Annotated in this window: 22 protein-coding genes and 2 pseudogenes; 15 read left to right on the top strand and 9 right to left on the bottom strand. The window is 69.8% G+C overall.

Annotated elements, in window-relative coordinates; translation table 11 throughout:
- The first annotated feature begins 11 nt into the window (after positions 1-11).
- The 10 genes and pseudogenes from ACWD4J_RS28990 to ACWD4J_RS28945 all read left to right on the top strand — a co-directional run.
- On the top strand, positions 12-2,075 hold the full coding sequence (locus tag ACWD4J_RS28990; protein WP_451398396.1) for a molybdopterin-containing oxidoreductase family protein: 2,064 nt from the start codon (positions 12-14) through the stop codon (positions 2,073-2,075).
- Positions 2,076-2,228: 153 nt separating this feature from the next.
- Entirely contained in the window at positions 2,229-2,972 is a 744-nt protein-coding gene (locus ACWD4J_RS28985; RefSeq protein WP_451398395.1) for a DUF1684 domain-containing protein, read from the top strand.
- A 52-nt stretch (positions 2,973-3,024) separates the two neighbouring features.
- Positions 3,025-4,545: an ABC transporter substrate-binding protein gene (locus tag ACWD4J_RS28980; RefSeq protein ID WP_451398394.1), complete on the top strand. Its 1,521-nt coding sequence runs from the start codon at positions 3,025-3,027 to the stop codon at positions 4,543-4,545.
- A complete protein-coding gene (locus tag ACWD4J_RS28975) occupies positions 4,545-5,510 on the top strand; it encodes an ABC transporter permease (RefSeq protein ID WP_451398393.1) in 966 nt (321 codons plus the stop codon). The genes ACWD4J_RS28980 and ACWD4J_RS28975 overlap by 1 nt, the downstream gene beginning before the upstream one ends.
- Positions 5,507-6,379 carry an ABC transporter permease gene (locus ACWD4J_RS28970; protein ID WP_451398392.1) on the top strand — a complete coding sequence of 291 codons (873 nt, stop codon included), beginning with the start codon at positions 5,507-5,509 and terminating at the stop codon, positions 6,377-6,379. The genes ACWD4J_RS28975 and ACWD4J_RS28970 overlap by 4 nt, the downstream gene beginning before the upstream one ends.
- Positions 6,376-7,176, top strand: a complete 801-nt coding sequence (locus ACWD4J_RS28965; RefSeq protein WP_451398391.1) for an ATP-binding cassette domain-containing protein — start codon at positions 6,376-6,378, stop codon at positions 7,174-7,176. Before ACWD4J_RS28970 ends, ACWD4J_RS28965 begins: the two co-directional genes overlap by 4 nt.
- Before the next feature lie 17 nt (positions 7,177-7,193).
- Entirely contained in the window at positions 7,194-7,958 is a 765-nt protein-coding gene (locus tag ACWD4J_RS28960) for an ABC transporter ATP-binding protein (RefSeq protein WP_451398456.1), read from the top strand.
- Between the two features lie 188 nt (positions 7,959-8,146).
- Positions 8,147-8,227 carry a putative leader peptide gene (locus tag ACWD4J_RS28955; RefSeq protein WP_451398455.1) on the top strand — a complete coding sequence of 27 codons (81 nt, stop codon included), beginning with the start codon at positions 8,147-8,149 and terminating at the stop codon, positions 8,225-8,227.
- 342 nt (positions 8,228-8,569) lie between these two features.
- Positions 8,570-9,136, top strand: a complete 567-nt coding sequence (ssuE, locus tag ACWD4J_RS28950; RefSeq protein ID WP_451398390.1) for an NADPH-dependent FMN reductase — start codon at positions 8,570-8,572, stop codon at positions 9,134-9,136.
- Positions 9,137-9,178: 42 nt separating this feature from the next.
- Positions 9,179-9,382: pseudogene (locus ACWD4J_RS28945) on the top strand (LLM class flavin-dependent oxidoreductase); the annotation flags it as partial.
- Here the strand turns inward: ACWD4J_RS28945 and ACWD4J_RS28940 are convergent.
- Both ACWD4J_RS28940 and ACWD4J_RS28935 read right to left on the bottom strand, forming a co-directional pair.
- Positions 9,378-9,464, bottom strand: a pseudogene (locus tag ACWD4J_RS28940) (LLM class flavin-dependent oxidoreductase); the annotation flags it as partial. The pseudogenes ACWD4J_RS28945 and ACWD4J_RS28940 overlap by 5 nt on opposite strands.
- 26 nt (positions 9,465-9,490) lie before the next feature.
- The gene (locus ACWD4J_RS28935) at positions 9,491-9,937 is read right to left on the bottom strand and encodes a hypothetical protein (RefSeq protein WP_451398389.1); all 447 of its coding nucleotides are present in this window, start codon (positions 9,935-9,937) and stop codon (positions 9,491-9,493) included.
- Between the two features lie 203 nt (positions 9,938-10,140).
- Between ACWD4J_RS28935 and ACWD4J_RS28930 the strand changes: the two genes are divergently transcribed.
- On the top strand, positions 10,141-11,187 hold the full coding sequence (locus ACWD4J_RS28930; RefSeq protein WP_451398454.1) for an LLM class flavin-dependent oxidoreductase: 1,047 nt from the start codon (positions 10,141-10,143) through the stop codon (positions 11,185-11,187).
- Between the two features lie 11 nt (positions 11,188-11,198).
- On the opposite strand, the gene ACWD4J_RS28925 is transcribed toward ACWD4J_RS28930, so the two are convergent.
- From ACWD4J_RS28925 to rhaI, 7 genes are all read right to left on the bottom strand, one after another.
- Positions 11,199-12,278, bottom strand: coding sequence for a sugar ABC transporter substrate-binding protein (locus ACWD4J_RS28925; protein ID WP_451398388.1), 1,080 nt, complete (start codon positions 12,276-12,278; stop codon positions 11,199-11,201).
- A gap of 324 nt (positions 12,279-12,602) precedes the next feature.
- A complete protein-coding gene (locus tag ACWD4J_RS28920; protein ID WP_451398387.1) occupies positions 12,603-13,253 on the bottom strand; it encodes a LutC/YkgG family protein in 651 nt (216 codons plus the stop codon).
- A complete protein-coding gene (locus ACWD4J_RS28915; RefSeq protein WP_451398386.1) occupies positions 13,250-14,725 on the bottom strand; it encodes a LutB/LldF family L-lactate oxidation iron-sulfur protein in 1,476 nt (491 codons plus the stop codon). The genes ACWD4J_RS28920 and ACWD4J_RS28915 overlap by 4 nt, the downstream gene beginning before the upstream one ends.
- Complete coding sequence (locus tag ACWD4J_RS28910; RefSeq protein ID WP_451398385.1) at positions 14,722-15,477, bottom strand: (Fe-S)-binding protein; 756 nt, start codon at positions 15,475-15,477, stop codon at positions 14,722-14,724. The genes ACWD4J_RS28915 and ACWD4J_RS28910 overlap by 4 nt, the downstream gene beginning before the upstream one ends.
- 121 nt (positions 15,478-15,598) lie before the next feature.
- Positions 15,599-17,050, bottom strand: a complete 1,452-nt coding sequence (locus ACWD4J_RS28905; protein ID WP_451398384.1) for a rhamnulokinase — start codon at positions 17,048-17,050, stop codon at positions 15,599-15,601.
- Entirely contained in the window at positions 17,047-19,086 is a 2,040-nt protein-coding gene (locus ACWD4J_RS28900; RefSeq protein WP_451398383.1) for a bifunctional aldolase/short-chain dehydrogenase, read from the bottom strand. Before ACWD4J_RS28900 ends, ACWD4J_RS28905 begins: the two co-directional genes overlap by 4 nt.
- A 128-nt stretch (positions 19,087-19,214) precedes the next feature.
- Positions 19,215-20,375, bottom strand: a complete 1,161-nt coding sequence (rhaI, locus tag ACWD4J_RS28895; protein ID WP_451398382.1) for an L-rhamnose isomerase — start codon at positions 20,373-20,375, stop codon at positions 19,215-19,217.
- A 270-nt stretch (positions 20,376-20,645) separates the two neighbouring features.
- On the opposite strand from rhaI, the gene ACWD4J_RS28890 reads away from it, so the two are divergent.
- The 4 genes from ACWD4J_RS28890 to rhaS are packed head-to-tail and all read left to right on the top strand — an operon-like array spanning position 20,646 to position 25,298.
- Complete coding sequence (locus ACWD4J_RS28890) at positions 20,646-22,160, top strand: sugar ABC transporter ATP-binding protein (RefSeq protein ID WP_451398381.1); 1,515 nt, start codon at positions 20,646-20,648, stop codon at positions 22,158-22,160.
- Positions 22,157-23,197 (top strand): ABC transporter permease, encoded by a 1,041-nt coding sequence (locus tag ACWD4J_RS28885; RefSeq protein ID WP_451398380.1) that lies wholly within the window; start codon positions 22,157-22,159, stop codon positions 23,195-23,197. Before ACWD4J_RS28890 ends, ACWD4J_RS28885 begins: the two co-directional genes overlap by 4 nt.
- Positions 23,190-24,185 carry an ABC transporter permease gene (locus ACWD4J_RS28880; RefSeq protein ID WP_451398379.1) on the top strand — a complete coding sequence of 332 codons (996 nt, stop codon included), beginning with the start codon at positions 23,190-23,192 and terminating at the stop codon, positions 24,183-24,185. Before ACWD4J_RS28885 ends, ACWD4J_RS28880 begins: the two co-directional genes overlap by 8 nt.
- 33 nt (positions 24,186-24,218) lie before the next feature.
- On the top strand, positions 24,219-25,298 hold the full coding sequence (gene rhaS / locus ACWD4J_RS28875) for a rhamnose ABC transporter substrate-binding protein (protein ID WP_451398378.1): 1,080 nt from the start codon (positions 24,219-24,221) through the stop codon (positions 25,296-25,298).
- The last annotated feature ends 6 nt before the right edge of the window (positions 25,299-25,304 follow it).

Genomic DNA, 25,304 nt, shown 5'->3' with positions numbered 1-25,304 from the left:
GAGGCAGTTCGGTGAGTGCAGTACGCGAGGTGCCCGGTGCCTGCCCGCTGGACTGCCCCGACACCTGTGCCTGGACGGTGTCCGTACGGGACGGGCAGGCCGTGGGGCTGCGCGGCCGGGCCGACCACCCCTACACCCGCGGCACCCTGTGCGTGAAGGTCAACCAGTACCTGGACCACACCCGCGCCCCGAGCCGCCTGCTGTACCCGCTGCGCCGCACCGGCCCCAAGGGCTCCGGACGGTTCACCCGGATCACCTGGGACGAGGCACTCGACGAGATCGCGACGCGGCTGCACGACATCATCGACACCCACGGAGGCGAGGCGATCTGGCCCTATCAGGGCACCGGCACCCTCGGCTGGATCCAGGGACTGCAGGGCAGGGCGGGCAGTCGGCTGTGGAATGTCCTCGGGGCCTCCCGGCACGAGATGACCATCTGCTCCAGCGCCGGTAACGCCGGGCTGCGCCACATCCAGGGCACCAGCCGCGGCATGGACCCCGAGGACCTGCGCCATGCGCGGCTCATCCTGCTGTGGGGCACCAACACTCTGACCACCGGTCACCATTTGTGGCGCATCATCCAGGAGGCGCGCCGCTCGGGCGCGTACGTCGTGGCGATCGACCCCGTGCGCACCCGCACGGCGGCGCAGGCGGACGAGCACCTCGCCCCGCGCCCCGGCACCGACGCCGCCCTCGCCCTGGGCCTGCTCCACACCGTCCTCGACGAGGACGCGGAAGACCGGGACTACCTGGCCCGCCACACCCTCGGCTGGGACGCCCTGCGCGCCCGTATCCAGGAACACACCCCCGAACGCGTCGCCGCCGCCACCGGTGTCTCGCAGCAGCAGCTGACCGCTCTCGGCCGGCGGCTGGCCCACACCCGCCCGACGGCCATCCGCACCTCGATGGGCATGCAGCGGCACCGCCGCGGCGGCGACGCCTTGCGCGCCCTCGCCTGCATCCCCGGCGTCACCGGCGACTGGCGCCACTGCGGCGGGGGCCTGCACTATTCCACCGACGGCGTCTTCGCCGCCGACACGGCCGCCCTGTTCCGCGACGACCTGCGGACCGCCCCGGTACGCAGCCTGTCCATGACCCGCCTCGCCGAAGGGCTGCTCGACGTCACCGCCCCTCCGGTCAAGGCGCTGTTCGTGTACGGCGCCAACCCGGTCGCCAGCTCGCCCGACCAGAACCGCATCCGGCAGGGCCTGGCCCGCGCGGACCTCTTCACCGTTGTCCTCGAGCACTTCCCGACGGACACGGCGGACTGGGCCGACCTCGTGCTGCCCGCCACGATGCAGCCCGAACACACCGATCTCCACGACGCCTACGGCCACCACTACCTCGCCTGGAACGAGCCCGCCGTCGCCCCGCCCGGCGAATGCCTCTCGACCACCGAGACCTTCCGCCGGATCGCCCGCCGCATGGGCCTGACCGAACCGTCGCTGTACGACTCCGACGAAGAGCTGGCCCGGCAGGTGCTGGATTCCGGGCATCCCTCTCTGGACGGCGTCACCGTAGAACGGCTCCGGGGGGAGGGGTGGGTACGGCTGCCGCTCCCAAAGCCGCGTCTGCCGTTCGCGGACGGCTTCCCGACGCCATCCGGGAAGTTGGAATTCCTCTCCGCGTCGGCGGCCGCCGAAGGGCGCGACCCGCTGCCGGGCAGTCACCGGCCCCAGGCCCCGGTCGAGGACGGTCGCTACCCGCTGGTCCTGCTGTCCACCGCCTCTCACTTCCGCCTGAACACCGTCTTCGGAAACAAGCCCGAGCTGCGGCGCCGCGCCGGCGGGCCGGAGGTGTCCCTGCACCCCGCGGACGCAGCCACCTGCGGGGTCGGCGAGGGGGACGCCGTGGTGATCAGCAGTCCGCGCGGGTCCTTCCGCGCGGTCGCGCGCATGGACGGCCGCGTCACGCGCGGCACGGCCCTCACCGAGAAGGGTCACTGGCCGAAACTCTCCCCGGGCGGCGGGGGCGTCAACGCCACGGTGGCCGAAGACGACGCCGACTTCGGAGGCGGCGCGGTCTTCCACGACAACCGGGTACGGGTTGAACCGGCCCGGACAGCAGTGACGTAGTGACCCGCGTGGACGCCTGGCCCCTCCTCCGGACGCCTGTCCCCTCCTCAATTTGACATTAGCCAATCTTATGGACGATAAAGAACCTGCTTTGGCCACCAATTTCACGCAGCGTGACAGTCGTGGCGTGGCAGCCGACGACCGACTACGTGAATGAGTGAAACCGTGTCCCACACCGCCGCCTCGGACCAGCCGACCCCGGACCCCGCCGGGGCCTGGGAGGCGTGGCGCGCCGAGCGGCGGCGCTCGGTCACCTCGCCCACCGGGAACCTCGCCCTCGTCGAGACCCGCTGGCTCCCGGCCGGTGAGCGCCCCGACCTCGATGCCGCCCGTGCCGGACAGCCGGAGACCGTGACAGTCACCACAGTCGAGCGCACCGACCTCGTCACCGGCGAGCCCGAGTACGGCATGCGCTTCTGGGACGCCCAGTCCCCGGCGATCAAGGACTTCGAGCACACCGACGCCTTCCCGTACGACCCGGCGTGGGTCCTGGAGGCCGACTACACCCCCGTGCCCGGCGCCCGGCGCGTCGCGTTCGAGCACATCCGGGACAACGGCGGCACCCGCGACCTCGTCGTGCCCGGGGACATCGCGCTCACCGTGGACGGCCAGGACTACACCCTGAGTGCCTTCGACGACGACGGCACCCTGCTCCTCGTCTTCGGCGACCCCACCAACGGCGACTCCACTTACGGCGCCGGCCGCTTCCTCTTCGTGGAGCGCACCGTCGACGACAGCCGAGTCCTCCTCGACTTCAACCGCGCCTTCGTGCCGCCCTGCGGATTCTCCGATCAGTACAACTGTCCGATGCCGCCGCGGCAGAACCGCTTCCACCTGCCCGTCGAGGCCGGCGAGAAGCGCCCTGTCTTCCGCGGCGGCGTCCCGGCGCAGCACTGATCACCACTCCCGGCTCGTCACTTCCCCGCAGTACGAAAGCGTGCGTTCCCTCATGAGCATCAAGAAGACGTCCCTGTACGGCACCGCCACCGTCGCCGCCCTTGCCCTGACTCTCACCGCCTGCGGCGGGGGCTCCGGCAGCAGCGACGCCTCCGGTGGCACGTACGACAAGAACGCCACCGTCAACATCGGCTCCCTCTACGAGCCGCAGAACCTCGACAACACCGCGGGCGGCGGCCAGGGCGTCACCGAGGCGCTCAACGGCAACGTCTACGAGGGGCTGTTCAAGCTCACCGACGACGGCAAGGTCGAGAAGCTGCTCGCCCAGGACTACAAGGTCAGCGACGACGGCCTCACGTACACCCTCACCCTGCGCAACGGCGTGAAGTTCCACAGCGGCAAGACGCTGACCAGCGCGGACGTCAAGTACAGCCTGGAGAAGGTGCTCGCCGAGGACTCGCAGTCCGCGCGCAAGAGCAACCTCGAGGTCGTCAAGGACGTCGCCACCCCCGACGCGAAGACCGTGAAGGTCACGCTGTCGAAGAAGTCGATCTCCTTCGTCTACAACCTCTCCTACGTCTGGATCATCAACTCCGAGGCCAAGGGCCTGAAGACGAGCGAGGACGGCACCGGCCCGTACAAGCTGAACAAGTGGACGCGCGGCTCCGCCCTCAGCCTTGACCGGTTCACGGGCTACTGGGGTGACGCGGCCGCCAACAAGCAGGTCGTCTTCCACTACTACAAGGACGCCACGGCGCTGAACAACGCGCTGCTGACCAACGCCGTCGACGTCGTCACCAGCGAGCAGTCGCCCGACGCCCTCGACCAGTTCAAGAACAACCAGAACTACAAGGTCAACGACGGCAACTCGACGACCAAGCTGCTCCTCGCCTTCAACGACAAGGCGAAGCCCTTCACGGACGTCAAGGTCCGCCAGGCCGTCTCCGCCGCCATCGACGACAAGAAGCTGCTCGAGTCCGTCTGGGGCGGCTACGGCAAGCTCATCGGCTCCATGGTGCCGCCCACCGACCCGTGGTACGAGGACCTCACCAAGGTCAACGCGTACGACACCGCGAAGGCCAAGAAGCTGCTCGCCGAGGCAGGTTACGAGAACGGCTTCAGCTTCACCCTCGACACCCCGAACTACGACCCGCACCCGACCGCCGCGACCTTCATCAAGTCCCAGCTCGCCAAGGTCGGCATCACCGTCAAGATCAACACGATCACGCCCGACGAGTGGTACACGAAGGTCTACAAGAACCACGACTTCACGGCCACGCTCCAGGAGCACGTCAACGACCGCGACCTGGTCTGGTACGGCAACCCCGACTTCTACTGGGGCTACGACAACAAGCAGGTCACCAAGTGGGTCGAGCAGGCCGAGGAAGCGTCCTCCACGGCCGAGCAGACCGAGCTGCTGAAGAAGGTCAACCGCCAGACCGCCGAGGACGCGGCCAGTGACTGGCTGTACCTGTACCCGCAGATCGTCGTCGCCGGCAGCAAGCTGTCCGGCTACCCGGTCAACGGCCTCAACTCGCAGTTCTTCGCCTACGACATCAAGAAGAAGGGCTGATGGCGCGGTACCTCCTGCGCCGCCTCGCCTTCCTGCTGGTGTCGCTGGCGCTCGCGAGCATCGTGCTGTTCGTGCTGCTGCGCATGCTGCCGGGCGACCCCGCCAACGCACTGACGTCGGTGGGGGCCAGCCCCGAGCAGATCGCGGCGGCACGGCACTCCATCGGCTCCGACAAGCCGCTGCCCGAGCAATTCACGCACTGGATCGGGCAGCTGGCGACCGGTGACCTCGGCACGTCGTTCGTCAGCTCGCTGCCGGTCGCGCCCGAGGTCGGCTCGCGGCTGAACGTCACGGTCCCGCTCACGCTCGCGGCGTTCGTCCTGGCGGTCGTCATCGCCGTACCGGCCGGTTTCGTCGCCGCGTACAAGCGCCGGACCTGGTACGGGGCGCTGCTCAGCGGGGTGTCCCAGCTGGGCATCGCCGTCCCGGTGTTCTGGCTCGGCATGATCCTCATCGCCGTGTTCGCGCTGAACGCGGGCTGGCTTCCCGCGGGCGGCTTCCCGCCGGACGGCTGGGCGCAGCCGGGCGAGGCGATCCGCTCGCTCGTCCTGCCCGTCGTGACGATCGCGCTCGTGATGAGCGCGTCGCTGATCCGGTACGTGCGGTCCGCCACGCTCGACGTCCTGGACAGCGACTACCTGCGCACCGCGCGCGCTCTCGGCTCGTCCTTCGGACGGGCCATGTGGCGGCACGGGCTGCGCAACGCCTCCGTGCCGGTCATCTCCATCCTCGGCATCGAGCTGGCGTCCACGCTGCTCGGCGCGGTCGTCGTGGAGTCCGTGTACGCACTGCCCGGCCTCGGCTCCATGCTCGCGACCGGCATCGCCCAGCACGACTACCCGGTCATCCAGGGCGTGCTGTTCGTGTCCACGTTCGCGGTGCTGGTCATCGGCTTCGCCGCCGACCTCGTACAGCGGATCATCGACCCGCGGCTGCGGGGCAGGCTGTCGGGAGGTGCCCGATGACGCAGATGGATCTGACAGCTCAGACATCGCAGACGCCGGAGCCGAAGCGGTCGGCCAAGCGCTCGTACACGCTGATCACCGGCTGCGCGCTGGCCGGCCTGATCGCCCTGCTCGCGCTGGTCTCCCTCGTCTGGCTCCCGTACGCCTCCGACGACACGTCCGGCGGACGGCTCACGGGCCCTGCCGGAGACCACCTGCTCGGCACCGACAAGCTCGGCCGCGACCTGTTCACCCAGCTCATGACCGGCTCCCGGATCGCCTTCGAGGCCGGCCTCGGATCGGTGCTCATCGCAGCGGCCGTCGGGGTCACGCTGGGCGTGCTGGCCGCCTTCGCGCAGGGCTGGCTCGACGACACGGTCTCCGCGTTCCTCGACATCCTGATCGCCTTCCCGACGCTCCTCCTGGCGATGCTCATCGTCGCCGCCCGCTCGGCCTCGCTGGGCTCCGCCGTGCTGGCCATCGGCCTCGCGCAGAGCGCGGTCGTGGCGCGGCTGGTGCGCGTCCTGGTCAAGCGGGTCCTCGCGCAGGACTACATCACGGCCGCCCGTACCTCGGGCACGTCGTGGCCGCGGATCGTGGCCGGGCACGTGCTGCCCAACATCTGGCCGACCCTCGTGGTGAACCTCGCCCTCCAGTTCGGGCTCGCCGTGCTGGCCGAGGCAGGTCTGTCGTACCTGGGCCTCGGGGCGCCGCCGCCCAACGCCTCGTGGGGCCGCATGCTCCAAGAAGCGCAGGCCACCTTCACCACGGCCCCGGCGGGCGCGCTGGCCCCCGGCATCCTGCTCGTTCTCCTCGTCATCGGCGTGAACCTCATCGCCGACGGCCTGCGCGACACCCTCGACCCGGCGGCCCGGCGGAGGCGCGCGTGAACATCCTCGACGTACGCGACCTGACCATCCGGACCGCCGACGGGCGCGTCCTCGTCGACCGGCTCTCGCTGACCATCGCCCCCGGCGAGCGACTCGGCCTCATCGGCGAGTCCGGTTCCGGCAAGTCGCTGACCACGCTCGCCGTGCTCGGCCTGCTGCCCGACGGGATGACCACCACCGGCAGCGTCGAACTCGCCGGCACCCAGATCCTGGGCGCGAGCGAGAAACAGCTCACCGGCGTGCGCGGCCGGGACGCCGCCATCGTCTTCCAGGAGCCGCTCACCGCACTCGACCCGCTGATGCGCGTCGGCAAGCAGATCGCCGAACCGCTGGCCAGGAGGCAGGGGCTGAAGGGCGCCGCACTGAAGCGGGCCGTGGCGGAAGCCCTGGAACAGGTGCGACTGCCCGAGCCCGGCCGCATCGCCCGTGCCTTCCCGCACGAGATCTCCGGCGGCCAGCGGCAGCGCGTCGCACTCGCCATGGCGCTGGCCTGCAACCCGAAGCTGCTCATCGCGGACGAGCCCACCACCGCGCTCGACGTCACCGTGCAGTCCGAGATGCTCGACCTGCTCGACACCCTCGTACGGGAACGGGACATGGCCGTCCTCTTCGTCAGCCACGACCTCGCGGTCGTCTCGAAGGTCACCGATCGCGTCCTGGTGATGAAGGACGGACACGCCGTGGAGGAGGGCGACGTGCGCGAGATCGTGCGGGCCCCGCGTGAGGAGTACACCCAGGCGCTGGTGGCCAGCGCCCGGCAGCTGGAATCGGCCCTGGACCTGAGGAGCGCGCGATGACGCCCGTACTGGACGCGATGACGCCCGTACTGGAGCTGAGCGCGGCCTCCTTCGCCTATCGGGGAAGCGCCGCGCCCGTCGTCCAGGACATCTCCCTCAAGATCGAGGCCGGGCAGAGCCTCGCCCTCGTCGGCGAGTCGGGCGCGGGCAAGACGACTCTGCTGCGGCTGCTGCTCGGGCTCGCCCGGCCCACCTCGGGCGTCGTCCGCTTCGACGGCGACCCGCTGAACCTGCGCGCCCGCGAGCAGATGCGGCGCTTCCGGCGCAGCGTGCAGTGCGTCTTCCAGGATCCGTACTCGTCGCTCGACCCGCGCCGGTGCGTCGGCAGCATCGTGTCGGAACCACTGCGTTCCCTCGGCATCGACGACCGGCGGACGGCCCTGCCCAAGGCGGCCGAGGCCCTGGAGCGGGTCGGGCTGCCCGCCGACGCCGCCGAGCGCTATCCGCACGAGTTCTCCGGCGGCCAGCGGCAGCGCATCGCGATCGCCCGCGCGACCGTCTGCGACCCGCGGGTGCTGCTCGCCGACGAACCCGTCAGCGCACTCGACGTCACGACCCGCGTCAAAGTCGTGGACCTGCTGAGCGAGTTGAAGGAAGAGCGCGGCCTGACCCTCGTCATGGTCTCCCACGACCTGTCGGTGGTCGCCTCGCTGTGCGAACACACAGCGGTCCTCGAGAGCGGCCGCATCGTCGAACAGGGCGACACGGCACAGGTGCTGGGCGCTCCCGTCCACCCGTACACCCGCCGTCTGGTGGAGAGCGTGCCGCGGCTGCCCGCCTGACCGCGCCTGCTGTTCAAGGGCATCCCTATCACGGCCTCGCGAATACCGACTCGTCGCCCGGCAGCCATCGCCGGTAATCTGGCCTATGGGTGTACGCCATTTCCGCAGCGCAGCACCCGTGTCCGGGATGTGGAATCACATCAGGGCCTTCTTGACCGGCTGGACTTCCCACTGGTTGGATCGGTGACATGAAGCGACAGGACCTCACGCGGCGACGGCACGTCGACCTTGCGCGTGTTTCCAGTGCCTTCTGTTGCCGTCGGGCCTGAGCGGACCTGAGGGAAACCCTCCAACTCGCTGCAGTTTCCGGACGTTTGCCGGGCCGTCGATCGATCGTCCGGCCGCAGAGCCGTCCGACTTCATGAAATCCAGTAGCGGTCGAATTCCGTGCCGTGAATCTTCTGTTCCTCAACTCACTGCCGCAGCGCAACGCATCTGAATTCTCGCGGCCTATCGATGTCGATCACCGGTCGCTTCGTCGGCATACGGCAATTCAGATCACGGTGCACGGCCGCGCAGACTGATTCGGCCTGCATGCACCCCCTTCACGCATCGATCTGACATTCCGTCATCAACCGTCGTCGCGCACGCCACAACCAGAAGGAACCCTCATGGCCACCATCCTCTCCGTCTCCGGAAGCCCCTCCGCGACCTCCCGCACCGGCCGCCTGCTGCGCCACCTGGACGCCCGGCTCACAGCCCAGGGACATGAAGTGATCCCCCTGGACGTCCGCACGCTGCCCGCCGAGGCGCTCCTCGGTGCCGACTTCAAGCACCCCGCGATCGTCGAGGCCACTGAGCTGTTTGCGCAGGCGGACGGTGTGGTGGTCGGCACTCCCGTCTACAAGGCCGCTTACTCCGGCCTGCTGAAGTCCCTCCTCGACCTGCTCCCGCAGTACGCCCTCGAGGGCAAGACCGTCCTGCCGCTGGCCACCGGCGGTACGACGGCCCATGTCCTGGCCATCGACTACGCGCTGCGGCCCGTGCTCAACTCCATGGGCGCCGGGCACATCGTCCAGGGCTGGTTCACCCTCGACAAGGACATCACCGTCGGCGACGACGGAACCCTGACGATCGCCCCGGGCTCGGCCGAGGCCCTGCAGCACGTCGTGGACCGGTTCTCCGCCCTCCTCGGCGGCCGCACCTCGCGTACGTCCCTGCTGGCGGCCACCGCGTGAGCGCCGAGCCTGGTGACGAGTCCGTGACCGGGTCCGCGACCGATGGCCTCCACCTACCAGCGGCAAACAGGCGGACGCCTGCTGCTCAACGTGGTCACCGGCGGGGAGAGCCACGCGCAGCGCGCCTACGGCGACTTCCTGGACAGGACCGGCCGTTATGAGCGTACGGACGAGTTCCTGGCGATCGTCCGGGGGCTGTGGGCCGGCGAGTCCGTGGACTTCGCGGGCAAGCACCTGCAGGTCGAGCGGCGACCTCGCTCGCGATGGGCGATGAGCCGCCGAAGCAGAACTCCGGCAGCGGCTCGGGCACCCGGGCCAGCTTCGCGTCCCAGCCCCGGCTGACCCGTACCGGCGTCAGTCCCAGAGCTTGAACGTCTCTTGCTGCCGCGCCTGCTCCGGCTTGTCATGGGTGTAGACGAGGCGCATCCGGGTGTAGTGATCCTGGTTCGGATCCCTGTCCCAGGTCTGGGGGCGGTCGAGCTTCACGGTGACCGGGTACGAGTGGAACTTGCCCGCGGCGCAGTACGGCTTGCAGTCGTTGACGAGGTCGTTGCCACGGGCCTCGGCGTACGTCGGCCCCCAGGAGGTCCACCGGAGGTCGGCGAGCCGGTTGTTGCCGTCCCCGCAGGCGAGGATGAAGTGATCGGGGCGGACCTGTGCGTCGAAGAAGCAGTCGACCACGACGGGATCGGGCTCGGGCGATGGCGACGACGCCCCCGCGGAGGTGGATGCCGGTACCACCGCTGCGAGCGCTGCAGCGGCACAGACCATGACCGCTGTCCTCAGCTGGTGTCTCTGCATGTCGGCTCCCCTCCACAGCTTGGCTCCTGTATCGACGCTACGACCGCGCCTGGAGATGCACCACCGCGACACGCATGACCATGCATTCCATGAAATAGAACAGATGTGGGAGTGATCCCGCTTGAGTCCCCCCTGTGACCGCCTGCGAAAATCAGGACAGCACTGGTGTACGGCAGAACATGCCGCTGACGATGGAGGAGCCCGTGCCGCTGACCTCGAAACCACTGCGGAAGCTGGGCTTCCTGACCATCGGGCTGTTCGACGAGGCAGACCCCCGCCGCGGCCATGAGTCGACACTCGAGATCATCGAACTGGGCGAGCAGCTGGGCTTCGACAGCGCCTGGGTGCGCCACCGGCACCTCCAGTACGGCATCTCCTCGCCCGTCGCCGTCCTGGCGGCGGCCTCACAGCGCACCAGCCGCATCGAGCTCGGCACCGCGGTCATCCCGCTGGGCTGGGAGAATCCGCTGCGGCTCGCCGAGGACCTGGCGACGGTCGACATCCTGTCCGGTGGCCGCCTCAATCCGGGCGTCAGCGTGGGCCCGCCGATGCACTACGACCAGGTCAAGCAGGCGCTCTATCCCGACACCGCCGATGTCGAGGACTTCGGCTACGACCGTGTGGAACGGCTCCTGGACTTCGTACGCGGCAAGGCGGCCACCGACTTCAGCGGTCTCGAGGGCTTCGAGGTGTTCTCCGACCGCGTCCAGCCCCACTCCGCCGGTCTGGGCCGCCGCATGTGGTACGGGGGCGGCAGCCTCCGGTCGGCCCAGTGGGCCGGTGAGCACGGGATGAACCTCCTGACCAGCAGTGTCGTGAAGGCGGAGGAGTCGGAGGACTTCGCCGAGGTCCAGCTGTCGCACATCCGCACCTTCCGCGCCCACCACCCCGAAGGCGACCGGGCCCGCGTCTCGCAGGGACTCGTCGTCATCCCCACCGACTCCGCCTCGCCGGAGCAGCGCGCGAAGTACGAGGCGTACGCCGAGAAGCGGCTGCCGCGCACCGCCTCGCCCCAGGGCCCCGCGCGCATGATGTTCGCGCCCGATCTCGTCGGAACCTCCGAGGAGATCGCCGAGCGGCTCTACGCCCATGCCGCCTTTCGGGAGGTCGACGAGGTGGCGTTCGCGCTGCCGTTCACCTTCGAACACGCCGACTACGTGCAGATCCTCACCGACATCGCCACCAAGCTCGGCCCGGCACTCGGCTGGTCGGCCACCTCCTCTGCACAGCCCGGTGTCTCGCCTGGCTGAGCCCCGCCACGTCAGGTCAGCCCGGCCGCGGCGCAGGCGGACCGGAGCCTGGGGATGCAGATCTGGTCGACCGTGTACATGCCGTCCTTGATGAGGGTGTCCTTGATGTTGTGGACGGTCACGGAGACGGGAGTGAGCAGTACGGCCGGGATGTTCTTGGTGGTGGCGCTGTCGATGGTGCCAGTGGCGATGCCGTCCACGTCCTCCCCGCGGCCCAGGGCGACGGCCATGGCGGCAGCGGCGTCGGCCTGGTCCTTGAAGGGCTTGTAGACCGTCATGTACTGCTCACCGCTGACGAGGCGCCTCACCCCGTCCAGGTCGGCGTCCTGACCGGTGACCGGCGGCAGCGGTGTGATGCGGGCGCCCTTGAGCGCGGAGACGACGCCGGTGGCGATGGCGTCGTTGGCCGCCAGGACGCCGTCGATCCCGCCCGGTCCCAGCGATGCGATGGCGCCGGCCATGTTGGCGTGAGCGTTCTCCGTCTGCCAGTCGACGGTGTAGTAGGACTTGCCGATCTTCACCTTGCCCTGGAGGACGGACAGCGCGCCCTTCCTGTACCACTCCGCGTTGGGGCCGCTCGGATCGCCGTTCATCATGACGATCTGGCTGTGTTCCGCCTTGTCGCCGAGGGCCTTGAGCAGCGCCTCACCCTGCAGCCTGCCGACCTGCGTACCGTCGAAGGTGACGAAGCCCGAGATAGGGCCTTGGGCGAGCCGGTCATAGGCGACGACCGGGATACCCGACTTGTGCGCCGCATCGACCGAGGAGCGGAGCGCCTTCGGGTCGACGGGGTCGAGGATCAGGACGCTCGCCCCCTTGGTGATCATGGTGTCGACCTGGTTCCGCTGGACCACCGCACTGTCGCCGGCGTTGGCGTACTCAACCCTGCAGTGGGCGCACAGTTCCTTCAGCCTCTTCTCGATCAGAGGTCTGTCGGAGTTCTCGAAACGGGGGCGCCCGTAGCTCGGAAGCAGCAGGCCGATGGTGAAGCTGTCACCCCCGGCAGCACCGTTGCCACCGCAGCCGGCCAGAGTCGTGACCATGAGCCCTGCGGCCACGGCGGCGATGGCGGTCAACCTGCGGGTCCTCATGTCAGGGCCCGCATCGCTCGGCGCCCGGTCCGGCGCACGCCGATATGGCGCTCACGGCGACTCGCAGATGGTCCGCGGCGAGAGTGAGGGTCGGGCACATCCCCATCTGCCTCCCGTCCGATGCCGTAGGTATCGACAGGTGGAGGTCCCCGGGCGGACACGGCGACGGTGAGGGCACCGAACCCTGCGCTGGGGGACCAGCCGTCCAGGACCGGTAGGGCACCTACACACCAGAGTGGCACACTCGGTGGCGCCGTTGTGCGTCGACGCCCTGCCGGGTCGGCAGGGCGTCGACGTGTCGGGGCGTCGTGGTGGGCCGCGGCGTCACTCCCCGCTGACCAGCACGACCTCCAGCCTCCGCGGACCGTGTACGCCCTCCACCCGGTCCAGCTCGATGTCGCTGGTCGCGGACGGGCCGGAGATCCAGGTGAGCGGGCGCGTCGGGTCCAGGCGTTCCAGTGCCTGGGGGACCGAGGAGACGACCTGGCCGGGGACGCGTACGACGCAGATGTGGTGGTCGGGGACCAGGGTGATGCGGCGGCGGCCCTGGTCGGGGCCTCCGTCGAGGATGATCGTGCCGGTCTCCGCGACGGCCACCGCGCAGCCGGTGACGACGCTGTCGATCTCGTCCAGCTCGTGCGGGGTGCTCGCCGCCCGGTCGTGGACGCGGGTCGCGTCGGCAGCTACCAGCCACTGCGGGGGCAGGCCGTCCGGCACCAGGACCGTCCGCGAGCCGCGCTCGGCGAGCAGTCGCGCGATCAGAGCGGGGAGGCCGTCGGTGTCCGTGCGGTGCACGATCGCCCGGTAGTCCGCCAGGTTCTCGGCGAGCAGGTCGACGGTCGCCTGAGTCGTGCGGTCACCGTGCTCGCGGAGATACGCGCGATCGACGGCCTGCTCGTACGGGGTGTCGTCCTTCGGCACGTCGCCCAGTGCGCGCCGCACCCGGCCGAGAATGAGGTCCCTGCTCCCGCTCACCGGGCGTCCTTTCCACCGTGCGTACGCTGCCACCAGTCGCGGAACGGCTCCGCAGGTACCGCCGGAAGGTCCCGGCTCGCGGTCCATGCCTGGGCCGGGCCCGGCAGCGACCGCGGATGGAACCGGCGCGTGCGCGATGCCAGCCGTTGGCCCGTGCGCAGCACGCCCGGGTGGCTGAACGCCCAGCGTGCCGCGCGCATCGCGGCCCGCTCGGCGGCGTGCCCCTTCGCGGGCTTCAGCACGACCTTCACGCCCTGCCGGGTCACCGCGCCGCCCTCCACGACGCGCTCCCGCAGATGCACCAGCACCTCCGGGATGTCGATCGCCACCGGGCACACCTCGTAGCAGGCGCCGCACAGCGACGACGCGTACGGCAGCGAGGCGTCGATCTCGCTCTCCGTGCCCCGCAGTTGCGGGCTCAGGATCGCCCCGATCGGGCCGGGATACACCGAGCCGTAGGCGTGCCCGCCCGCCCGCTCGTAGACGGGGCAGACGTTGAGGCACGCCGAGCAGCGGATGCAGCGCAGCGCCTGGCGGCCGACCTCGTCGGCGAGCGTGTCGGTTCGGCCGTTGTCGATCAGGACCAGGTGGAAGGTCTGGGGGCCGTCCTCGTCGGTGGTGCCGGTCCACATCGAGGTGTACGGGTTCATGCGCTCGGCCGTCGAGGAGCGGGGGAGTGTCTGGAGGAAGACCTCCAGGTCCTGCCAGGTCGGCACGATCTTCTCGATGCCGACGACCGAGATCAGCGTCTCGGGGAGGGTCAGGCACATCCGGCCGTTGCCCTCCGACTCCACGACGACCAGCGTGCCGGTCTCGGCGACCATGAAGTTCGCACCCGAGATACCGACCTTCGCGCGCAGGAACTTCTCCCGCAGATGCAGACGCGCCGCTTCGGCGAGTTCGGCGGGCGTGTCGGTGAGGCCGGCGGGGGCCGGGCGGCCCCACTCGCCCATCTCGCGCTTGAAGATGTCCCGGATCTCGCCACGGTTGCGGTGGATGGCGGGCACGAGGATGTGCGAGGGGCGGTCCTTGCCGAGCTGCACGATGAGTTCGGCCAGGTCGGTCTCGTAGGCGTGGATGCCCTCGGCCTCCAGGGCCTCGTTCAGGCCGATCTCCTGCGTGGCCATCGACTTGACCTTGACGACCTCGGTCTCGCCGGTGGACTTCACCAGGTACGTGACGATGCGGTTGGCCTCGTCGGCGTCGGCGGCCCAGTGGACGACGCCGCCCGCCGCGGTGACCGCCTCCTCCAACTGCACGAGATAGCGGTCGAGATGGCGCAGCGTGTGGTCCTTGATCTGCTTGCCGGCCTCGCGCAGCAGCGCCCAGTCGTCGAGTTCGGTGACGGCGCGGGCGCGCTTGTCGCGGATGGTGTGCGTCGCGTGCCGCAGATTGCCGCGCAGGGTCTTGTTGCGTACGGCGTCGTGCGCGGCTTTGGGAAACGCGGGCATGCCCACGAACGTCCCGCTCATGCCAGGGGCTCCTCTTCCGTGCTCGCCAGGATCTCCGCGATGTGGACGGGACGCATGGCGGTACGCAGCCGTCCCATCGTGCCGCCGATGTGCATGAGGCACGAGTTGTCCGCGGCGCACAGCACCTCGGCACCCGTCGATTCGGCGTTGCGCACCTTGTCGGTGCCCATCGCCGCCGATACGTCGGGGTTCTTGATCGCGAAGGTGCCGCCGAAGCCGCAGCACTCCTCGGCGCCGGGCAGCTCCACCAGATCGAGGCCCTTGACGGCTTGCAGCAGCCGTCGCGGCCGGTCGCCGAGGCCGAGGCTGCGCAGTCCGTGGCAGGTCGGGTGGTATGTGACCTTGTGCGGGTAGTACGCGCCGACGTCGGTCACCTTCAGCACGTCCACGAGGAACTCGGTGAGCTCGTACGTCTTGGGGACCACGGGCGCCAGCGCGGTCGCGAGCCCGTCGCCGCGGCCCTCCGCGCGCGCCCGCTCACCCATCCGCGGATACAGCTCGCGCACCATCGCCCCGCAGGAGCCGGAGGGTGTCACGATCGCGTCGTAGTCACGGAAGACATCGGAGAAATGCCGGGCGAGAGGCTCTGCCTCATGCCGGTACCCGGTGTTGTAGTGCGCCTGCCCGCAGCACGTCTGCGCCATCGGGAAGTCGACCTCGACACCCAGCCTGGTCAGCAGTTTCACCACGGCGCGGCCGGTATCCGGATAGAGCGTGTCGTTGACACAGGTCAGGAACAGTGCGACACGCATCGCGGCTCCTTCGCGTTCCTTCGGGTTCGATCATCGGATGAGTGCAGACTACGCGGCGGGAGGGCGTCGCGGCAGCCAGCCCCTTGCGACACCCTCCCGCCGTCCCCTCCTGTTCCCGGAGTCACCGCGCGGCGATCCTGGCCTCCGCGGCACGCCATGCGGCAGCCTCGCCCACGGGCTCGTACCGCCGCAACGGTTGCGTACGCGCGAGGAGCTCACGCATCGGCGCACGGTCGCCGACGAGGCCGTGGGCCCGCGCCTGGACCAGGACGTTGCCGAGTGCCGCCGCCTCCGCCGGCCCTGCCACCACCGGCAGCCCGCACGCGTCCGCGGTCAGCTGGCACAGCAGTTCGTTGTGCGCGCCGCCGCCCACGATGTGCACGACGTCCACGGACCGGTCGGCGAGGCGCTGGGCCTCGGCGACCGCCCGGCGGTGGGCGAGAGCGAGCGAGTCGAGGATGCAGCGGGTGATCTCGGCGGGCGTCGCCGGAACCGGCTGGCCCGTCGCGCGGCAGGCGTCGGCTATGCGCTCCGGCATCCGGCCCGGAGCGAGAAACGCGGCGTCCCCCGCGTCCACGACGGCCCGCAGCGGCTCCACCTCCGCCGCATCCCGCAGCAGCGCGGTCAGATCCGGGTCGCCCCACGACCGCAGGCACTCCTGCAGCAGCCACAGGCCCATGATGTTGCGCAGATAGCGGACCGTGCCGTCGAGCCCCAGCTCATTGGTGAAGTTGGCCGCGCGGCTCTCCTCGCTCAGCACCGGGGCGTCGAGCTCAAGGCCGGCCAGCGACCAGGTGCCGGTGCAGATGTACGCGAACCGCTCGCTCGTCGCGGGGACCGCGGCCACGGCGGAGGCCGTGTCGTGCGAGCCCACCGCGGTCACCGGCACCGGACCGGTCAGGCCCGTCTCCTCCAGCACGTGCGGCAGAAGGTGGCCCGCAGGGTCGCCGGGGTTGCGCAGGGGCGCGAACAGGCTGAGGTCGATGCCGAGCCGGGCCGCGGTGTCGTACGACCAGTCGCGGGTGCGCGGGTCGATCAGCTGGGTGGTGGAGGCGTTGGTGAGCTCCGTGCCCGCCTCGCCGGTCAGCCAGTACGTGAGCAGGTCGGGGATCAGCAACAGCCGCTTGGCGGCGGCCAGTTGAGCGCTGTCGCGAGCCGCCACCAGCTGGTACAGCGTGTTGAACGGCGCGTACTGGAGCCCTGTCGCCGCGTACAGCTCGCCCGCCGGGACCGTCGCCCACACCTTCTCCGCGACGCCCTCGGTACGGGTGTCGCGGTAGTGCACCGGATTGCCGAGCAGCGTGCCGTCCGCGTCGAGCAGTCCGTAGTCGACGGCCCAGCTGTCGACGCCGACCGAGTCGACCGGCCCGGCCGCCCGCAGACCGTCCAGCACGCCTGCGTACAGGGAGAGGATGTCCCACCGCAGCCCTTCGCGGAGCCGCACCGGCCGGTTGGGAAAGCGGTGGACCTCCGCCAGGTCCAGGGTGCCGGGGCCGACGCGACCGACCATCACGCGTCCGCTGGACGCGCCGAGGTCGACCGCGGCGAACGCGCCCGCCGTCGCCGAGCTCATCGCAGGAACGCGGCCGCGACACCCGCGTCCACGGGGATGTGCAGCCCGGTCGTGTGCGTCAGGTCGCCGCCGGTCAGCGCGAACACGGCGTTCGCGACATGCTCCGGCAGCACCTCCCGCTTGAGGATGGTGCGCTGGGCGTAGAACTCGCCGAGCTTCTCCTCCTCGATCCCGTACGTCGCCGCGCGCTGAGCGCCCCAGCCACCGGCGAAGATGCCGGAGCCACGCACCACGCCGTCGGGGTTGACGCCGTTGACGCGGATGCCGTGCTCGCCCAGCTCGGCCGCCAGCAGCCGCACCTGGTGGGCCTGGTCCGCCTTGGTCGCGGAGTAGGCGATGTTGTTCGGACCGGCGAACACGGCGTTCTTGGAGGCGATGTAGACGATGTCGCCGCCGAGGCCCTGGTCCCGCATGACGCGCGCCGCCTCGCGGGAGACGAGGAACGAACCGCGCGCCATGATGTCGTGCTGCAGGTCCCAGTCCTTGGCCGTGGTCTCCAGGAGCGGCTTGGAGATGGAGATGCCGGCGTTGTTGACGACGAGGTCGACGCCGCCGAAGGCGAGCAGCGCGGCCTTGAACGCCTCGGTGATCTGCGCCTCGGACGTGACGTCCACGGTGACGGCGACGGCCTTGTCCGAGCCGCCCAGCTCCTCGGCGACCGCGGCGGCGTTCTCGGCGTTCAGGTCGGCGACGACGACACAGGCGCCTTCGGCGGCCAGCCGGTGCGCAATCGCCTTGCCGATACCGCTGCCCGCGCCCGTCACCAGCGCCACGCGCGTGGCGAGCGGCTTGGGCTTCGGCATCCGCTGGAGCTTGGCCTCCTCCAGCGCCCAGTACTCGATGCGGAACTTCTCGGACTCCTCGATCGGCGCGTACGCCGAGACGGCCTCGGCGCCCTGCATCACGTTGATCGCGTTGACGTAGAACTCGCCCGCCACGCGGGCCGTCTGCTTGTCCTTGCCGAAGGAGAACATGCCCACGCCCGGGACCAGCACGATCGCCGGGTCGGCGCCGCGCATCGCGGGCGAGTCCGTCTCGGCGTGCCGCTCGTAGTAGGCGGCGTACTCGTCGCGGTACTCCGCGTGCAGCTCCTTCAGGCGCGCGACCGCCTCGTCCAGCGGAGCCGTGGGCGGCAGGTCCAGGACCAGGGGCCTGACCTTCGTCCGCAGGAAGTGGTCCGGGCAGGAGGTGCCGAGGGCGGCGAGGCGCGGGTGCTCGGCGCGTGCGAGGAAGTCGAGGACGACGTCGGAGTCGGTGAAGTGGCCGACCTGCGGACGGTCCTGCGAGGCGGCGGCCCGGACGTACGGCGCGAGGGCCGCCGCCCGCGCACGGCGCTCGCCCTCGGGCAGCGCCTCGTACCCCTCGATGACCGGACCGAACGGCTCGGCCTTGCCGCGCTCGGCGAGGAACGCCTCGGCGGTGCGGATGATGTGCAGGGAGTTGCGCTCGCACTCCCCGGCCGTGGCACCCCACGCCGTGATGCCGTGCCCGCCGAGGATGCAGCCGATCGCCTGCGGGTTGGCCTCCTTGACCGCCGCGATGTCCAGGCCGAGCTGGAAACCGGGCCGGCGCCACGGCACCCACACCACACTGTCGCCGAAGCACTCGGCTGTCAGCTTCTCGCCGTCGGCCGCGCAGGCCAGTGCGATCCCGGAGTCGGGGTGCAGATGGTCGACGTGCGGCGCGTCCACGAGGCCGTGCATCGCGGTGTCGATGGACGGCGCCGCACCGCCCTTGCCGTGCAGGCAGTAGTCGAACGCGGCGACCATCTCGTCCTCGCGCTCCACGCCAGGGTAGACGTCCTGCAGCGCCCGCAACCGGTCGAGGCGCAGGACGGCCAGACCCGCCTCGGTGAGCGTGCCGAGGTCGCCGCCGGACCCCTTGACCCACATCAGCTCGACGTCGCCGCCGGTCACAGGGTCGGTGTCGGTGCCCTTGGCGGAGGCGTTGCCGCCGGCGTAGTTGGTGTTGCGGGGGTCGGAACCGAGCCTGTGGGAGCGCGCCAGAAGGGCGGCGGCTTCGGGATGGGGTGCCATGGTTTTCTCAGTCCTTCACGAAGTGGATGTACGTAGGTGCACGCGCCCCGATAGGGGCGCGGGGAACTGCGCGACCAGGCCAATTCGGCCCGCAGGGATGCCACTGACCGCACCCCCACGGCGAGTGGTCACGCCCCCCACCCCGCCTGCTGCCCGCCAACCCGCTCCTCCGCGATCTTCTCCGCCCAGCCGGAGGCGCGATACGCGGCGACCGGGTCCGCGTCCAGGCCGAGCTCCTCGCGAACCTCGGCGAGGAGCGGCCGGACGTCGGTGTTGTACGCGTCCATGAGGACGGCGTTCGCGCCGAGCACGTCACCGGACCGCTGCGCCGCGGCGAGCGCCTCACGATCGACGAGTAGAGCCTTGGCGGTCGCCTCCTGCACGTTCATCACCGACCGGATGATCGCCGGGATCTTCGCCTCGATGTTGTGGCACTGGTCGAGCATGAAGGCGACCTCAGGGGTGAAGCCGCCGCCCCGCACCACCTCGTACATGATCCGGAACAGCTGGAAGGGGTCCGCGGCGCCCACCATCAGGTCGTCGTCCGCATAGAAGCGCGAGTTGAAGTCGAAGCCGCCGAGCTTCCCCTCGCGCAGCAGTGTGGCGACGATGAACTCGATGTTGGTGCCCGGCGCATGGTGTCCGGTGTCCACCACGACCTGCGCCTTCGGCCCGAGCTTGAGGCAGTGCGCGTACGCCGTGCCCCAGTCCGGGACGTCCGTCGTGTAGAAGGCCGGCTCGAAGAACTTGTACTCGAGGAGCATCCGCTGGTCGTCGCCGAGCCGCTCGTAGACCTCGGCGAGGCCCTCCGCGAGGCGGTCCTGGCGCTCGCGGACGTCGTCCTGGCCGGGGTAGTTCGTGCCGTCGGCGAACCACAGCTTCAGGTCCTTCGAACCCGTCGCGTCCATGATGTCGACGCACTCGAGGAGATGGTCGAGGGCCTTGCGGCGTACGGCCGCGTCCGGGTGGCAGATGCTGCCGAGCTTGTAGTCGTCGTCCTGGAAGGTGTTGGAGTTGATCGCGCCCAGCTTCAGGCCGCGTTCCTGCGCGTGCTTCGCCAGCGCCGCGTAATCGTCGACCTTGTCCCAGGGAATGTGCAGCGCGACGGTCGGCGCGACACCCGTGAACTCGTGCACCTTCGCCGCGTCGTCCAGCTTCTCGCGCGGATTGCGCGGGACCCCGGGCTGTGCGAACACCTTGAAGCGGGTCCCTGAGTTCCCGTACGCCCACGACGGCGTCTCGACGGCCTGGGTCTTGAGCGCGGCCTTCACCGCGGCGAGCTCGGTCACTTCGGGGCTCCTGTGACTTCGGGTCTGGAAGAAGACGCTTTCTGAATAATCTGAATCGATTCAGAGAGGGAAGCTATGAGCCGCCGGAAGGGCTGTCAACCCTTCTGACAAAGACCGCCCTTCGTGACCCCCTTGTGACCTTATGGCGTCGAAAATTTCGACACGGACCCATTGACGCGACCTGCGTGGCATGCCTAACGTCCCGGCAACCTAGTTGAAACCTTTCACGACGTCGTGAGGCCGCTCCGCCCGCGTCGTTGAGGAGCCCTCATGACCCAACGGTCCGACACGGGTCCGGCCCCCGTGCTGGCACTCAAGGACGTCTCCAAGTCCTTCGGCGCCGTGCGCGCTCTGCGGGACGTGTCCCTGGAACTGTTCTCCGGCGAGGTGCACGCACTCGCCGGCGAGAACGGTGCGGGCAAGTCGACTCTCATCAAGACGCTCGCCGGGGTGCACCGACCGGACGCCGGCCAGGTGCTGCTCGACGGTGAGCCCACCGTCTTCCACGGTCCGGCGGACGCCCGGGACGCGGGCATCGCCGTGATCTACCAGGAACCCACGCTCTTCCCCGACCTGTCGATCGCCGAGAACATCTTCATGGGCCGCCAGCCCCGGCGCGCCCTGGGCCGTATCGACCACAAGGCCACGAACGCCGCGACCCTGGCGCTCATGCAGCGCCTCGGCGTGGAGCTGGACCCCGAGCGCCCGGCGCGCGGCCTGTCCATCGCCGACCAGCAGATCGTCGAGATCGCCAAGGCGCTCTCCTTCGACGCCCGCGTCCTGATCATGGACGAGCCGACCGCGGCCCTCACCGGCAGCGAGGTGGCCCGTCTGTTCGGTGTCGTCCGCACCCTGCGCGAGCAGGGCGCCGCGGTGCTGTTCATCTCGCACCGCCTCGAGGAGATCTTCCAGATCTGCCAGCGGGTCACGACGCTGCGGGACGGCGCCTGGATCTCCAGCGAGCCGCTGGACGGCATGACCGAGGACGACCTCGTACGACGCATGGTCGGGCGCGATCTCGACGAGCTGTACCCCAAGCAGGAGGTGGAGGCGGGCGAGGTTGCGCTCAGTGTGCGGCGCCTGACCCGCGAGGGCGTGTTCACCGACGTCTCCTTCGAGGTGCGGCGCGGCGAGATCGTCGGTCTCGCCGGGCTCGTCGGCGCCGGCCGCACCGAGGTCGCCCGTGCCGTCTTCGGCGTCGACCGCTGGGACGCCGGTGAGGTGGAGGTCGACGGCAGGGCGCTGACCAACGGCGCACCGTCCACCGCCATGGCCGCCGGGCTCGCCCTCGTCCCCGAGGACCGGCGCGCCCAGGGCCTGGTGATGGACATGTCCATCGAGCGCAACATCGGCCTCACCGGCCTGCGTACGACCGTGAAGGCCGGCCTGATGGACCGGGGCGCCGAGCGCAGCCGCTCCCTCGACTGGGCGGTCAAGCTCCAGGTGAAGTACGCGCGCATCGCCGACACCGTATCCACGTTGTCCGGCGGCAACCAGCAGAAGGTCGTCCTCGCCAAGTGGCTGGCCACCGGCCCCAAGGTGCTGATCGTGGACGAGCCGACGCGCGGCATCGACGTCGGTACGAAGGCCGAGGTGCACCGCCTGCTCAGCCAGCTGGCGGCCGACGGGGTCGCCGTCCTGATGATCTCCTCCGACCTGCCCGAGATCCTCGGCATGGCCGACCGCGTGCTCGTGATGCACGAGGGCCGGCTCACCGCCGAGATCCCACGCTCCGAAGCCACCGAGGAATCCGTGATGGCCGCAGCAACCGGGAGGGCCGCATGACCGTGACCGCTCCCAACCCCGCACCCGCCGCGGAGATACCGAAGTCGAGCGGCACCCGCCTCGTCGACCGTGTCTTCAAGATGCGCGAACTCGCCATCCTGGTCGTCTTCCTGGTGATGATCGCCATCACTCAGGCGGGCAACAGCGAGTTCCTGTCCGAACAGGGCATCAAGGACCTGCTGCTGAACGCGACCATCCTGGTGCTGGTCGCGACAGGCCAGTCCCTCGTCGTGATCACCCGCAACGTCGACCTGTCGGTCGGCTCGACGCTCGGCATCAGCGCCTTCGCGGCCGGCACGTATCTGCAGGGCGGCGGGAACCCCGTCGTGGCGATCGCTTTGGCGGTGCTGCTGGGCATCGGCTTCGGGCTGGTGAACGGCCTGCTCGTGAGCCTCGGCCAGGTGCCCGCGCTCGTCGTCACGCTCGGCACGCTGTACATCATCCGCGGCATCGACTCGATCTGGGTCGGCTCACGGCAGATCACCGCGGCCGATCTCCCCGGCGGATTCGTCGACTTCGGCTCCGGCGGTATCTCGGCGGTGCCGTGGCTGGCGCTGATCGCGCTGGCCGTCCTCCTCGCCACCGCGTACTACCTCAAGCACTTCGGCAGCGGGCGCGAGCTGTATGCGCTCGGCTCCAACCCGGAGGCGGCACGGCTCGCCGGCATCCCCGTCCGCAAGCGGATCCTGGCCGCGTACACCTTCTGCGGGGGCCTCGCCGGTCTCGCGGGTGCGATGTACCTGGCCCGGTTCGGGAACGTCGACTCCGGCACCGGCAACGGCTACGAACTCACCGTCGTCAGCGCGGTCGTGGTCGGCGGCGTCGTCTTCACCGGCGGCTCCGGCAGCGTCTACGGCGCGGCGCTCGGCGCGCTGCTCCTGACCTCCATCAACAGCGTGCTGCCCGCCCTCGGCGTCAGCTCCGTGTGGGTGCTCGCCATCAACGGCATCCTGCTCATCCTCGCCATCGCGGTCGACCGTGTCGTCGCGCTGCGCGTGGCCTCCGCCCTGAAGAAGAGGAATGCCCGCCATGGCTGACTCGTCGCTCGCGCGCGCCGTCCGCTGGGACACGGTCGTCGGCGCCCTCCTCATCGTCGTGCTGCTACTGTCCTTCGGCTTCGTCGACGGCTTCGGCAACGCCCTCAACCTGTCCTTCCTGATCGGCAACACGCTGCCGATCGCGCTGATCGCCCTGCCGATGACCCTGCTCGTGGTCTCCGGCGAGATCGACCTGTCGGTCGCCTCCACGGCCGGTCTGTCGGGTGCGGTGATGGGTGCGCTGTGGAACCAGGGGATGGCGATCGAGACGATCATCCCGCTGTGCCTGCTGCTCGGCGCGGTGTGCGGTCTCGTCAACGGCCTGCTCGTCACCCGCCTCGGCCTGCCGTCGCTCGCCGTCACCATCGGCACGATGGCCGCCTACCGTGGCATCGCGCAGATCGTGCTCGGCTCGGACGCCGTGACGGACTTCCCCACGCAGTACCTGGACTTCGCGGCCGGACGCATCGGCGACACGTTCATCCCGTACGCGTTCCTGCCCTTCCTGGCGCTGCTGGCGATCGCCGTGGTCGTCCTGCACGCAACTCCGTTCGGGCGCTCGCTGTTCGCCGTCGGCGCCAGCGAGGAAGCCGCCCGGTTCGCGGGCATCCGCGTCAAGCGGCAGAAGCTGATCCTGTTCACCGTGACCGGGCTGATGGCCTCGCTCACCGGTATCTTCTGGGCCCTGCACTACGCCAGCGCCCGCTACGACAACGCCACCGGCCTCGAACTGGCCGTCATCGCCTCGGTGCTGCTCGGCGGCATCGACTTCGACGGCGGCAAGGGCACGCTCGGCGGCGCGATCGCGGGAGTCTTCCTGCTCGGCGCGCTGCAGAACGTGATGAGCCTCGTGAACGTCTCCGCGCAGTCCCAGATCGTCGTCACCGGCGTTCTGCTCGTCGCCTCCGTGCTCGGCCCCCGGGTCGGGCGCCAGATCTCGGTCGCGAGGGCGGGCCGCAGAGCCGCCGCCTCGACACCGACCTCGTAACCGCTCCGCTCACCCTCGTAAAGGACCTCCACCATGCGTAAGTCTTCGATCCGCCGTACCTGCGCGGCCCTCGCCGCCGTCACCTCGCTCGCCCTCGCCGCCACCGCCTGCGGCGGCACCACCAAGAACGACGTCAAGGACGACAGCGGATCCACCGCCAGCGCCGGCAAGGCCGACCCGAACGCGGCCCTCAAGAAGGGCCTGACCGTCGGCTTCCTGCCCAAGCAGGTCAACAACCCGTACTTCACCTCCGCCGACAAGGGCGGCGAGGCGGCCCTGAAGGAGCTGGGCTCCAGCTACAAGGAGGTCGGCCCGTCCAGCGCCACCGACACCTCCGGCCAGGTCTCCTACGTCAACACGCTCACCCAGCAGCAGGTCGACGCGATGGCCGTGTCCGCCCAGGACCCGGGCGCCCTGTGCACCGCGCTCAAGCAGGCCATGAAGAACGGCATCAAGGTCGTCACGTACGACTCCGACACCAAGGCCGACTGCCGCAACGCCTTCGTCTCGCAGGCCAGCGCCGAGGACCTGGGCCGCACCGAGGTGCAGCTGCTCGCCGAGCAGATCGGCTACAAGGGCGAGATAGCGATCCTTTCCGCCGCGCAGACCGCGACGAACCAGAACACCTGGATCGACTACATGAAGGACGAGCTGAAGGACCCCAAGTACAAGAACATGAAGCTGGTGAAGGTCGCGTACGGCAACGACGACGCCCAGCAGTCCTTCCAGCAGACCCAGGGCCTGCTCCAGGAGTACCCGGACCTGAAGGGGATCATCTCCCCGACCACGGTCGGCATCAAGGCCGCGGCCCAGTACCTGTCCGGCTCCAAGTACAAGGGCAAGGTCCAGCTGACCGGCCTCGGCACCCCCAACGACATGCGCAAGTACGTCAAGAACGGCACCGTCGAGGCGTTCGAGCTGTGGGACCCGGCCAAGCTCGGCGACCTGGCCGCCCGCACCGCCGTCGCCCTGGCCTCCGGCCAGATCACCGGCAAGGAGGGCGAGACCTTCAAGGCCGGCGACACGACGTACACCATCGGCAAGGACGGCGTGATCAGCCTGGGCAAGCCGACCGTGTTCGACAAGAAGAACATCGACCAGTTCAACTTCTAGTCTCAT

The sequence above is a fragment of the Streptomyces sp. NPDC002577 genome (genome assembly GCF_053594815.1).
The sequence above is the reverse complement of the archived record's forward strand: the minus strand, read 5'-3'. Positions and strand labels throughout refer to the sequence as shown.

What these genes read in the sequence shown, in the direction of transcription:
- ACWD4J_RS28985 (WP_451398395.1), top strand. Translation starts at nt 2,229, where the DNA reads ATGAGTGAAACCGTGTCCCACACCGCCGCCTCGGACCAGCCGACCCCG.
- ACWD4J_RS28980 (WP_451398394.1), top strand. Translation starts at nt 3,025, where the DNA reads ATGAGCATCAAGAAGACGTCCCTGTACGGCACCGCCACCGTCGCCGCC.
- ACWD4J_RS28975 (WP_451398393.1), top strand. Translation starts at nt 4,545, where the DNA reads ATGGCGCGGTACCTCCTGCGCCGCCTCGCCTTCCTGCTGGTGTCGCTG.
- ACWD4J_RS28970 (WP_451398392.1), top strand. Translation starts at nt 5,507, where the DNA reads ATGACGCAGATGGATCTGACAGCTCAGACATCGCAGACGCCGGAGCCG.
- ACWD4J_RS28960 (WP_451398456.1), top strand. Translation starts at nt 7,194, where the DNA reads ATGACGCCCGTACTGGAGCTGAGCGCGGCCTCCTTCGCCTATCGGGGA.
- ACWD4J_RS28955 (WP_451398455.1), top strand. Translation starts at nt 8,147, where the DNA reads ATGAAGCGACAGGACCTCACGCGGCGACGGCACGTCGACCTTGCGCGT.
- ssuE (WP_451398390.1), top strand. Translation starts at nt 8,570, where the DNA reads ATGGCCACCATCCTCTCCGTCTCCGGAAGCCCCTCCGCGACCTCCCGC.
- ACWD4J_RS28935 (WP_451398389.1), bottom strand. Translation starts at nt 9,937, where the DNA reads ATGCAGAGACACCAGCTGAGGACAGCGGTCATGGTCTGTGCCGCTGCA.
- ACWD4J_RS28925 (WP_451398388.1), bottom strand. Translation starts at nt 12,278, where the DNA reads ATGAGGACCCGCAGGTTGACCGCCATCGCCGCCGTGGCCGCAGGGCTC.
- ACWD4J_RS28915 (WP_451398386.1), bottom strand. Translation starts at nt 14,725, where the DNA reads ATGAGCGGGACGTTCGTGGGCATGCCCGCGTTTCCCAAAGCCGCGCAC.
- ACWD4J_RS28910 (WP_451398385.1), bottom strand. Translation starts at nt 15,477, where the DNA reads ATGCGTGTCGCACTGTTCCTGACCTGTGTCAACGACACGCTCTATCCG.
- ACWD4J_RS28905 (WP_451398384.1), bottom strand. Translation starts at nt 17,050, where the DNA reads ATGAGCTCGGCGACGGCGGGCGCGTTCGCCGCGGTCGACCTCGGCGCG.
- ACWD4J_RS28900 (WP_451398383.1), bottom strand. Translation starts at nt 19,086, where the DNA reads ATGGCACCCCATCCCGAAGCCGCCGCCCTTCTGGCGCGCTCCCACAGG.
- ACWD4J_RS28890 (WP_451398381.1), top strand. Translation starts at nt 20,646, where the DNA reads ATGACCCAACGGTCCGACACGGGTCCGGCCCCCGTGCTGGCACTCAAG.
- ACWD4J_RS28885 (WP_451398380.1), top strand. Translation starts at nt 22,157, where the DNA reads ATGACCGTGACCGCTCCCAACCCCGCACCCGCCGCGGAGATACCGAAG.
- ACWD4J_RS28880 (WP_451398379.1), top strand. Translation starts at nt 23,190, where the DNA reads ATGGCTGACTCGTCGCTCGCGCGCGCCGTCCGCTGGGACACGGTCGTC.
- rhaS (WP_451398378.1), top strand. Translation starts at nt 24,219, where the DNA reads ATGCGTAAGTCTTCGATCCGCCGTACCTGCGCGGCCCTCGCCGCCGTC.